This window comes from Acidovorax lacteus, from assembly GCF_039540375.1.
GTDB lineage: Bacteria > Pseudomonadota > Gammaproteobacteria > Burkholderiales > Burkholderiaceae_C > Acidovorax_G > Acidovorax_G lacteus.
In genome coordinates this window covers 437,848-448,198 of sequence record NZ_BAABEX010000029.1, presented here as the reverse complement: position 1 = coordinate 448,198, position 10,351 = coordinate 437,848, and the positions used below count along the sequence as shown (strand labels likewise).

Sequence of the window (10,351 nt, the reverse complement as noted above, 5' to 3'; positions counted from 1 at the left end):
CCGCTGCTTGGGTCTGGCTGGCGCAGGCTCGGATGCTGTTGGGGCGGCTTCAATAGATTTCTTCTACACCCTCCAAAAGAAAGTCACCAAAGAAAAGGCGACCCCACGGCTGCGTCCCTGCGCTTCGCTTCGGGCGCCCTGCGCGCCTCGTCGCAGCCGAGGGGCAAGAGGGGTCGGCTGCTGCTGCGCAGTGACGCCGACCCCCGAGGCACCACGGCCGGCAGGCGCTGGATATGCCCACAGCGGTGGTGCCCGCGCCGGGCCGAGCGCAGCGATGGCCCGCCCCACCCCCTTCAGGATGCGCCGAGGCGCGCAGCGCCTGGGGTGTCCTGCGTGCCGCAGGACACGCAGGCTTCGTGCTCTAGCTCGCCGCATTTGTCCGAACGCAGCGCCGCAGGCGCGCAGTGAGTTATGCGGCGCACCCCAGGCGCGAGCACCGCAGGTTGCCCCGCGCGCACGCCAGTGCGCGTGGGGACGCAGCCTGTAGGGTCGCCTTCTTTTGCCTTCTTTTCTTGGCGAGACAAGAAAAGAAGGTGCGCCGCCGGGCGCACATCCCGGCTCCGGACCACAGCACAAGCCAGCGGCCAGCTACCACCAACAACCCCAAACGGGTCAATCGCTATGAATTTGATAGCTGCTCGTGCTTAAGAAACAAGCACGAGCAGCCCAAAACACCTCCCCCCTCGGCAACAACCGATCAACGGCAGGGCGTGCACGACATCGCACCTGCATCCATCGCCTGCCCCGGCAAAGCCACAGCAGCATCGCCATCGCCCCCCGCCCCCGCCGCAAACAGATACTGCCGCACCCCACCCTCCCCCACCACCACCCGCGCCCGCACCCCCCAGGCCCGAGCAATCGCCTGCGGCGTCAACACCTCGTCCACCGGCCCGCTGGTGCAAGCTCCCCCGGCCAGCAGCGCGGCGTCGTGGGCATAGCGCAGCGCCAGGTTCAGGTCGTGCAGCACCACCACCACGCCCAGGCCCTGCTGCTCGGCGCGCTCACGCAGCAGGGCCAGCACGGCGTGCTGGTGGGCCAGGTCGAGGGCGGCCGTGGGTTCATCGAGCAGCAGCCAGCGCGGACGGCCGCAGGGGGCGGGCTCCCACACCTGGGCCAGCGCGCGGGCCAGGTGCGCGCGGGCCTTTTCGCCGCCCGACAGGCTCTGGATGCCGCGCTGCGCGAGGTGCTGCACGCCGGTGGCGGCCAGGGCCTGCTGCACGATGGTGGCCTCGTGCGCGCTCGGATGCAGGCGGTGCGGGTAGCGGCCGAGTTCGACCACCTCCTGCACCGTGAAGTCAAAGGCCACCGGGCTCTCCTGCAGCATCACCGCGCGGCGGCAGGCCAGTGCGCGGGCGGCTGTGGGGGTGGCGGGCAGCACGGCCTCGCCGTCGATCCACACGCGGCCGCTGCGGGGCGCATGCTGGCCGGTGAGCACGCCCAGCAGCGTGGACTTGCCCGCGCCGTTGGGGCCAAGCACGGCCGTGAGCCGCCCGGCCCGCCACGCGGCCGACACCGTGGCCAGCACGGCTGCGCCCGGCGGCGCGATGGCCGCCGACTCGCACACCAGCCAGCCGCGGCCACCATCGGCCGCTCGGGCATCCGGCGTTGCGCGGCGCGCGGCCTGTGGCACAGACTGCGCTGCCGCCGTGGAACGTTGGGTCCACAGCGCGCTCATAACCGCCCCCGCCAGCGCAGCAGCATGGCCAGAAACAGCGGTGCCCCCAGGCAAGCGGTGAGCACGCCCAACGGCAGCTCGGCCGGCTGCACCGCGGTGCGGGCCACGGCGTCGGCTGCCAGCACCAGCGCCGCACCCAGCAGGGCCGAACCCGGCAGCACGACGCGGTGGTCGGGCCCGGCCACCAAACGCACCCAATGGGGCGCGATCAGCCCGATGAAGCCGATGATGCCGGTGGTGGCCGTGACCGCACCCACGGCCAGCGCGGAGCAGGCCACGGCCTGGCGCTTGGCGCGCTCCACCGGCACGCCCAGCAAGGTGGCCTGCGCCTCGCCCAGCGCCAGCGCATTGAGCGCACGCGCCAGCCGCAGCCCCACCGCCAGGGCCAGGGTCACGGCCAGCGCCACCACGGCCACAGCACTCCAGCGCGCGCCGCCCAGGCTGCCCAGCATCCACATCTGCACGTTGCGCAGTTGCTCGTCGGTGGACACAAACGCCAGGTAACCCATGCCCGCCATGGCCAGTGCGTTGACGGCCACGCCGGCCAGCAGCAGCAGGGCCACGCGCGTGCCGCCCTGGCTGCGGGCCAGCGCCACGATCAATGCCGTGACGGCCATGCCGCCGGCAAAGGCCATGAGCACCAGCGTCCAGCTGCCCAGGGCGCGCGGCAGCGTCGGAAACCACAGTCCGCCCAGCACGATGGTGATGCCCGCGGCCAGGGCCGCGCCGCTGCTCACACCGATCAGGCCCGGGTCGGCCAGTGGGTTGCGAAACAACCCCTGCATCAGCGCCCCCGCCAGCCCCAGGCCCGCGCCTGCCAGCACGCCCAGCAACAGGCGCGGCAGGCGGATGCGCGTGAGCACCAGGGTTTCAGGGCTGGGCGAGGAGGCACCGCCCAAGGCCTCGCGCAGCGCGGTCCACAGGTCGGCCCAGCCCAATGCGTAGGCGCCCTGGGTGCTGCTCCAGCCCAGCGCCAGCAGCACCAGCGCGGCGCCCAGCGCCAGGGCCTGCGCAGGGGCCAGACGCCGCACGGCCGATGCGGCGCCGAGTGCTGCGGGCACGGCGCTCATGCGTGCGTCCCCAGCCCGCCAGACGCAGTCTGGGCGGTGGCCGCCAGCGTCTGCAGGCGCTGGTGCACCTCGCGCACCGCCCCAGGCAGGCGTGGACCGAATCCGAGCAGGTGGTTGGCATCCAGCGCCACCAGCGCGCGTTGTGCGTAGGCGGGGGTGAGCGCGAGTTCAGGCCGCTGCCATAGCCGCGCAGCACCGCCGAGCGCATCAATGCCCTGCGTGGTGCACAGTACCACGTCGGGTGCGGCGCGGGCCAGGGCCTCGGCCGTCATGGGCCGGTAGCCCTCAAAGCCCGACAGCGCGGGCACGCCGCCTGCAAAGCCGATGAGCGCATGCGCCGCTGTACCCGTGCCCGCCACCTGGGGCGTGCCGGTGTGCGACAGGATGAACAGCACCCGCGGCCGGTGGCGCGCCTGCGCCACCTGGCGGCGCACGGCAGCCCATTCGGCGTCGGCCTGCTGCCACAGGGCGCGCGCGGCCTCGGGGCGGCCCAGCACCGCACCCACGGTCTCGATCTTGCGGCGCACTTCGTCCCAGGTGTGGTCGGCGTGCACCAGCTCCACCCGTACCCCAGCGCTGCGCAGGTGCTCCAGCACCACGGGCGGGCCGGCATCGCTGGTGCCCACCACGGCGTCGGGCCGCAGCGCAAGCAGCCCCTCGGCCGCAAGCTGGCGCAGGTAGCCTACCTTGGGGGTGCGCTGCGCAGCTTCGGGGAACAGGCTGGTCGTGTCGGTGGCCACAAGCTGCGCCTGCGCGCCCAGGGCATACACCACCTCGGTGATCGAGCCGCCCAGCGCCACCACCCGGCGCGCCCCCGGTTGGGCATGCGCGATGCCGGCCCACGCACCGCCGGCCAGGGCCAGCGCCTGCAGCGTGCGGCGGCGCGTGGGCATGTAGACCGCGGGCGTGCTCATGCGCTGACCTCGGCCGTCATGGCATCGGCGGCGGCGGGCAGCCCCCTCACAAGCGCGCGCCACGCCTCGCGCTCGGGCTGGCCCGGCTTGCGCGCGCCAAAGAACATGGCCATGAGTTCGCCGTCGGCGTCGAACGCCTCCACCGAGGTCACCACGCCATCGGCGGTGGGCTTTTCCACCCACCAGACCTGCGCGATGCGGTCGGTGCGCAGATGCAGGTTGAAGCCTGCGTCCAGCACATTGATCCAGGCGGCCTGGGCCGACTGCAGCGGGCGGATGGTGCGCACCGGACCGGTGTGGATCTGGATGCAGCCCGCGTTGCCCACGAACACCATGATGGGCAGCGCGCTGGCGGCGGCGTCTTGCAGCAACTGCGTCACGGCCTGCGGCGACAACCGCCAGGCAAAGCGCCCCTCCACGAGCCGGAAGCTCTGCTGGCGCTCGACGTCAAAGCGGCGCGTGAGGCCAAAGAACTCGTGCGTGTCCTGCATCGCGGCCCAGGCCTCCTGCAGGCCGGCGGCGTCGATGTCGGCGTCGGGCCGTGGCGGCGTGGCGGCGGGCGCAGGCGTGAAGAGGGTCTGCGCACCGGGCGCGGCAAAACGCTGCACCATAGCCGCCCAAGCGTCGCGGTCGGTGGTCTCGCGCACAAACACCTTGTGCACCGCGTCGCCGTGCGCGTCGAAGAACTGCAGGCTGTGCTGTGGCGCGCGTGTGGGGTCGGATGCCGCCTCGGTGACGGCAAAGCCAGCATGCCAGCGCTGGAAGAACAGGCGCAGGTCGATGTCTTCGCCCAGCGCCAGGCCCACGGGGCCGGTGGCAGATACCTTGGCATACACGCCGGTCTTCTCGTGCACCGTGCTGTGGTTGCGCGTGAGGGCCATCAGCGGTCCGCAGGGCTCCAGCGCCTGCAGCAGCTCCACCCACGGGCCGCGCATCGGCTGCACCTGCAGCGACCCGCCCGACACACCCGCATGGGCGGCCAGGGCCGCACCTTCGGACAGCCCCAGGTGTTCGGCGGCGTCCCGCGCGCGCAGTCCGCTGGCGCGGGCCTGGGCGAAGCGCTCGCGGATCTGGGCTGCGTTCTGGGCTGCCAGGGCAGCCGTGGGGTGGGGCGCGCTCATTGCAGCACCTCCGGAGCGCGCAGCCACAGCGCGCGATGCTGCTCGGCGGCACTCAGCGCAGCGGCCTGCGCGTGCGCACCGGCGTCGTCTGGCAGACCTGCCTGCTGCAACCAGCGCGCCCGCAGCGTGCCCAGCACCGTGCGAAAGTGCGGCGTAAAGCCCTGCAGTTCACCGATCCAGCCAAGCTGCGCGGCGATCTTGCGGGCCATCGCATCGCGGTGCCCGTCGCAGCAGGCTTGGGCGTGGCCCGTCATCAGGGCCAACGTGCCGGCCAGCAGGGCCTCGACGCCGGGCAGCGCGTATTCCTCGTCGGCCGACACGGGCGCGGAGGCAAGGTGGGAAGGGGTCATGCAGGGCTCCTTGGAGTGGCATTGAAAAAGAGAGGATTCAAAAGTCGGCCACCAGCGACACGCGCAGCGAACGACCGGGCTGGCTGTAGGCATCGACAAAGCCCGCGCCCGCGGCCAGGCCGCGCACATCGGCCCAGCGCCAGTGCTTCTTGTCGGTGAGGTTGTAGAGGCCGGCGTTCAGGCGCAGGTCTTTGCGGATGCGCCACTGGCCCACCAGGTCGAGCACGGTGTAGGCAGGCGTGAGGAACTGCGTGCTGCCTGCGGCCACCGACACATCCTCGGCCTTCTTGGCCGCGCTGTGCGTGGCGTCCAGGCGCACATGCCAGCCGTCCGTCTCGTAGCGCACACCAGCCACCAGGCGGGCCGGGTCCACGGTGTTGACGGGGCGTCCTGTGGCCGTGTCGCGGCCCTGCGTACGGCCGTAGGCAAACGGGGTGCTGATGCGCCCACCCGCCCAGGCGCCCCAGTCCATGCGCCCCTTGAGCTCAAAGCCGCTGAGCGTGACGCGCCCGAGGTTGACCGACTGGAACACCAGCGGATTGCCCGGCGCGCCGGTGCCGCTCACGCGCTGCAGGTCTTCGATGAAATCCTTGTAGCGCCCATGGAACACTGCCGCTTCGAGCGACAGCGCCTGCCAGCGGCCGCGCGCGCCCAGTTCGATGCTCTGGCTCTTCTCGGGCCGCAGGTTCGGGTTGGGAATGGTGCGGTAGTTGCCTGTGGGGTTGTCAAAGAACGCATTGACCTGCCCCGCGTTGGGCGCACGAAAGCCCGCCGCGTAGTGGGCGAACAGGCTGACCGCATCCGACGCGCGGTACAGCACGCCCAGCTTGGGCGATGTGGCCTGGCCCGACAGCGACACCACGGGCGTGGCAAAGCCGCGCGGGTCGGCCTGGATGCGGAAATGGTCGAGGCGCAGACCGGGCGTGATGCTCCAGGGCCCGGCCACGATCTCGTTCTGCACGAACAGTGCGGTGCTGGTTTCGGTGGTGTCCGGAAAGCGCTTGAGCGGAAAGGTCTCGCCCGCCGGGGGCGTCACGCCGGTCTGCAGGTTGCGCACATCCGAGCGCACATGGTCGATGCCGTAGGTGAGCTTTTGCACCCAGTCGCCCTGCATGCGCAGCAGCTTGGTAGCCTGCAGTTGGGCCTGCCAGGCGCGTTCGTCGTAGGTCACGTCGCGCACGCGGTCGGCCGCGGTGGCGCGGTCTTCGGTGATGTACTCGCGCGAGCCCGCATCCTGCCAGGCGAGTACGGCCTTGAGCTCGTCAACCAGGGCCGCATCCAGCCGCCAGCGGCCGTCCCAGCCCAGGCGCGAGCGCTGCATGTCGGTGCGCGACTGCGAAGACAGCACCGAGGTGGCCACGAGCGGCGGCTTGGAGCGCGCACTCAGCAGCTCGTAGTCGGACGTTTTGTCCACATGCTCGAACGTGAAGCGGTGCTGCTGCCCGGCGGAGGGCGTGAGCACCAGCTTGGCCAGCGCCGAAGCCCCGCGGTCTTGCTGCGGATTGGGGCGGGTACGGTCGGCGTTGGGCACATCGAGCGTGCCCATGTTGTCCAGCTCACGGCTGCGGCCTGCGCTTGCAGCCACAAGCCACTGCACCGACTCGCCCGCACGGCCCGCCACCGTGGCGCCCATACGGCGGCCCCGGTCGTCGCCGTCGTAGCCCAGCGACACGCGGCCGCCCAAGGTGCGGCCATCGCCCAGGAAATTGGCCGGGTCGGCCGTGATGAAATGCACCAGGCCGGCCATGCCATCCGAGCCGTACAGGGCCGAACTGGCGCCGCGTACCACCTCAATGCGCTGCAGCAGGCCCACGTCCACATAGTCGCGGCCAAAGGCATTGGCGCTGAACACGTAGCTGCGCGGCTGGCGCACGCCATCGACCAGCAGCAGCACCCGGTTGCCGTCGAGCCCGCGAATGTTGAAGCCCGCATTCTGGTCGCGGCCGGTGGAGCCGCTGGCCAGTGTGAAGCGCGCGGGCGAGCGCTGCACCGACACGTTGGGCAGTTCGCGCGCAGCGTCGCGGATGTCGCGCACCTGGCCTTCCTCGAGCGCCTCGGTGCCCAGCACGTCGATGCTCAGGGGCAGCTCGTCGGGGTCCTGTTCGCTGCGCGAGCCACTGACCACCACAGGCTTGAGGGCCGGCGCGGCGGCGATCTGCCAGGCCGATGCGTCGAGCACAGCCGGGACGGAGGGCCTTTCAGCCCGGTCTTGCGTCGCCTGCGCCTGGGCCATGCCAGCGGCCAGGCACAAGGCCCCTGCAGCCCAGGACACGGGGCGCAGTCGGGGATGCAACATGGGGAGCGCAACGGCCTGCAGAACGCAGGCGGGCGCGCGGGCAGACAGCACAGCCAAGGCCACGGCGGAAATCCTTCTCTGGAATCGGTGAACAACACAGAGCTGGCTCCGGCACCGGGCGATGGGCACCATCACCCCGCTGCGGGATGACGGCCGTGCCGGTGGTGGCTGGCTGACGGTGCGATTATATGAGAATGATTCTCAACCGCAAGAGAGCGCCGATGACCCTCTACAGGCCGAGGATTCGGGCCCCCATGCAAAAAGCCCCGCCGCAGATCGTCCGCGGCGGGGCTTTTGCTATTCATTCAGTAGCTGCTCGTGCTTGATAAATAAGCACGAGCAGCCATTTCGGCTTGGATCGGCGACGGCAGTGCCACCGGGCACCGCCCACACCCGGCGCTCAGGCGGCCACGGCTTCGGGTTCGGCCTGCGGGGCCGGTGCTGCCGCCGCGGGTGCAGGCGTGCGGATCAGGTGGTCGAAGGCGCTGAGCGCGGCCTTGGCGCCATCGCCCGCAGCAATCACGATCTGCTTGAACGGCACCGTGGTGCAGTCGCCCGCGGCGAACACGCCGGGCACGTTGGTGCGGCCATGCGCGTCCACCACGATCTCACCAAAGCGCGACAGCTCGACCGTGCCCTTGAGCCATTCGGTGTTGGGCACCAGGCCGATCTGCACGAACACGCCTTCCAGCGGCACCAGATGTTCCTGGCCCGAGACGCGGTCTTTGTACTTCAGGCCGTTGACCTTGCCACCCTCTCCGGTGATTTCGGTGGTCTGCGCGTTGGTGTGGATGGTCACGTTGGGCAGGCTCTTGAGCTTGGTCACCAGCACGGCGTCGGCCTTGAGCTGGTCGGCAAACTCGATCAGCGTGACGTGTGCCACCACACCGGCCAGATCGATCGCGGCTTCCACGCCCGAGTTGCCGCCACCGATCACAGCCGTGCGCTTGCCCTTGAACAGCGGGCCGTCGCAGTGCGGGCAGTAGGCCACGCCCTTGTTCTTGTACTCGGCTTCGCCGGGCACGTTCACGTTGCGCCAGCGTGCGCCGGTCGACAGGATCACGGTGCGGGCCTTGAGCGAGCCGCCGTTGGCAAGCTGCACCTCGATCAGGCCGCCGGGCTCGGCGGCCGGGATCAGCTTGTCGGCGCGCTGCAGGTTCATGATGTCCACGTCGTAGGCACGGGTGTGGGCTTCCAGCGCGGCGGCAAACTTGGGGCCGTCGGTTTCGAGCACCGAGATGTAGTTCTCGATGCCCAGGGTGTCGTTGACCTGGCCGCCAAAACGCTCGGCCGCAATGCCGGTGCGGATGCCCTTGCGCGCGGCGTACACGCCTGCGGCGGCGCCGGCCGGGCCACCGCCCACGATCAGCACGTCGTACGGCGCCTTGGCGCTGAGCTTGGCGGCTTCGCGGGCGGCTGCGCCGGTGTCGAGCTTGGCCACGATCTCTTCGAGCGTCATGCGGCCCGAACCGAACAGCTCGCCGTTCAGGAACACCATGGGCACGGCCATGATCTCGCGCTGGGTCACTTCGTCCTGGAAAGCACCGCCTTCGATCACGGTGGTCTGCACCTTGGGGTTGAGGATGGCCATGAGCGACAGCGCCTGCACCACGTCCGGGCAGTTGTGGCAGGTCAGGCTCATGTACATCTCGAAGCGGTAGTCGCCATCGAGCGCCTGGATCTGTTCGATCACGGACTGCTCGACCTTGGGCGGGTGGCCGCCCGTCCACAGCAGGGCCAGCACCAACGAGGTGAACTCGTGGCCCAGGGGCAGGCCGGCAAAGCGCAGTTGCGTGCTGCTGCCAGCGCGCTGCAGCGTGAACGAGGGCTTGCGCGCATCGGTGCCGTCGGTGCGCAGGCTGATCTTGTCGGCCCGCAGCGACTGGATGGTGGACAGCAGCTCGCGCATGTCGCGCGAGGTCTCGCTGTCGTCCAGGGACGCCACCAGCTCAAACGGCTGCTGCACACGCTCCAGGTACGCGGAAAGCTGGGTTTTGAGTTGATCGTCGAGCATGGTGGTGTCCTTTCGATTTGGAGTTCTGGGCAGGAGAGCGTGAGGGCTGGCTGCCAACCTATCAAGCCCCCGGGGCGGGTTCAGCCCGATTCAGTCAATTTTTGGGCGAAAAAAAGCCGGACGGCATGGCGCACACGCGCCATGACGCTGTCCGGCTTTCGGGGCCGAAGTGGCGAGAGGCTTAGATCTTGCCGACCAGGTCCAGCGAAGGAGCCAGGGTCTTGGCGCCTTCTTGCCACTTGGCGGGGCACACCTGGCCGGGGTTGGCGGCGGTGAACTGGGCGGCCTTGAGCTTGCGCACGGTTTCCTTCACGTCGCGGGCGATTTCGTTGGAATGCACTTCCATCGTCTTGATGACGCCGTCGGGGTTGACCACGAAGGTGCCGCGCAGGGCCAGGCCTTCTTCAGGGATGTGGACGCCGAAGGCGTTGGTCAGCTGGTGCGTGGGGTCGCCCACCAGCGGGAACTTGGCCTTGCCCACGGCGGGCGAGGTTTCGTGCCACACCTTGTGCGAGAAGTGCGTGTCGGTCGTCACGATGTACACCTCGGCGCCGGCCTTCTGGAACTCGGCGTAGTTGTCCGCAGCGTCCTCGATCTCGGTGGGGCAGTTGAAGGTAAAGGCAGCCGGCATGAAGATCAGCACGGACCACTTGCCCTTCAGGTCGGCTTCGGTCAGGTCGATGAACTCACCCTTGCCGTTGCGGTTCACGAAGGCAGTGGTCTTGAAGGGCTGGACTTGCGAATTGATCAGGGACATTGCGATTTCCTTGTGGTGGGTTGATTGAACAACGAGGTGAAGTGTAGGCCGCCCGAAACAATCAATCCAATCAATTGAATAAATTGTTTTGATTGCTTATGACTATCCAAGAACACCTGCGCCCGGACTGTAGCGCGCAGGGCCAAACCGCAAA

The 10,351-nt window shown here is 69.6% G+C and carries 8 protein-coding genes; all 8 read right to left on the bottom strand.

The genetic code is table 11. The annotated features are described in order from the left end of the window. Positions 1–697 precede the first annotated feature (697 nt). Positions 698–1,675: a heme ABC transporter ATP-binding protein gene (locus ABD866_RS14870; RefSeq protein ID WP_345066829.1), complete on the bottom strand. Its 978-nt coding sequence runs from the start codon at positions 1,673–1,675 to the stop codon at positions 698–700. After that, complete coding sequence (locus tag ABD866_RS14865) at positions 1,672–2,745, bottom strand: FecCD family ABC transporter permease (RefSeq protein ID WP_345066826.1); 1,074 nt, start codon at positions 2,743–2,745, stop codon at positions 1,672–1,674. Before ABD866_RS14865 ends, ABD866_RS14870 begins: the two co-directional genes overlap by 4 nt. After that, positions 2,742–3,659, bottom strand: a complete 918-nt coding sequence (locus tag ABD866_RS14860; protein ID WP_345066823.1) for a heme/hemin ABC transporter substrate-binding protein — start codon at positions 3,657–3,659, stop codon at positions 2,742–2,744. The genes ABD866_RS14865 and ABD866_RS14860 overlap by 4 nt, the downstream gene beginning before the upstream one ends. Then, positions 3,656–4,780 (bottom strand): hemin-degrading factor, encoded by a 1,125-nt coding sequence (locus ABD866_RS14855; protein ID WP_345066820.1) that lies wholly within the window; start codon positions 4,778–4,780, stop codon positions 3,656–3,658. Before ABD866_RS14855 ends, ABD866_RS14860 begins: the two co-directional genes overlap by 4 nt. After that, positions 4,777–5,130, bottom strand: coding sequence for a hypothetical protein (locus tag ABD866_RS14850; protein ID WP_345066817.1), 354 nt, complete (start codon positions 5,128–5,130; stop codon positions 4,777–4,779). Before ABD866_RS14850 ends, ABD866_RS14855 begins: the two co-directional genes overlap by 4 nt. A gap of 37 nt (positions 5,131–5,167) precedes the next feature. After that, complete coding sequence (locus tag ABD866_RS14845; RefSeq protein ID WP_345066814.1) at positions 5,168–7,426, bottom strand: TonB-dependent hemoglobin/transferrin/lactoferrin family receptor; 2,259 nt, start codon at positions 7,424–7,426, stop codon at positions 5,168–5,170. 400 nt (positions 7,427–7,826) lie between these two features. Next, positions 7,827–9,440 (bottom strand): alkyl hydroperoxide reductase subunit F, encoded by a 1,614-nt coding sequence (gene ahpF / locus ABD866_RS14840; RefSeq protein ID WP_345066808.1) that lies wholly within the window; start codon positions 9,438–9,440, stop codon positions 7,827–7,829. 181 nt (positions 9,441–9,621) lie between these two features. Continuing rightward, positions 9,622–10,197 (bottom strand): alkyl hydroperoxide reductase subunit C, encoded by a 576-nt coding sequence (gene ahpC, locus ABD866_RS14835; RefSeq protein ID WP_345066805.1) that lies wholly within the window; start codon positions 10,195–10,197, stop codon positions 9,622–9,624. Positions 10,198–10,351 lie beyond the last annotated feature (154 nt).

Excerpts from the sequence above, each read along its gene's own strand:
- ABD866_RS14870 (WP_345066829.1), bottom strand. The coding sequence starts at position 1,675 with ATGAGCGCGCTGTGGACCCAACGTTCCACGGCGGCAGCGCAGTCTGTG.
- ABD866_RS14865 (WP_345066826.1), bottom strand. The coding sequence starts at position 2,745 with ATGAGCGCCGTGCCCGCAGCACTCGGCGCCGCATCGGCCGTGCGGCGT.
- ABD866_RS14860 (WP_345066823.1), bottom strand. The coding sequence starts at position 3,659 with ATGAGCACGCCCGCGGTCTACATGCCCACGCGCCGCCGCACGCTGCAG.
- ABD866_RS14855 (WP_345066820.1), bottom strand. The coding sequence starts at position 4,780 with ATGAGCGCGCCCCACCCCACGGCTGCCCTGGCAGCCCAGAACGCAGCC.
- ABD866_RS14850 (WP_345066817.1), bottom strand. The coding sequence starts at position 5,130 with ATGACCCCTTCCCACCTTGCCTCCGCGCCCGTGTCGGCCGACGAGGAA.
- ABD866_RS14845 (WP_345066814.1), bottom strand. The coding sequence starts at position 7,426 with ATGTTGCATCCCCGACTGCGCCCCGTGTCCTGGGCTGCAGGGGCCTTG.
- ahpF (WP_345066808.1), bottom strand. The coding sequence starts at position 9,440 with ATGCTCGACGATCAACTCAAAACCCAGCTTTCCGCGTACCTGGAGCGT.
- ahpC (WP_345066805.1), bottom strand. The coding sequence starts at position 10,197 with ATGTCCCTGATCAATTCGCAAGTCCAGCCCTTCAAGACCACTGCCTTC.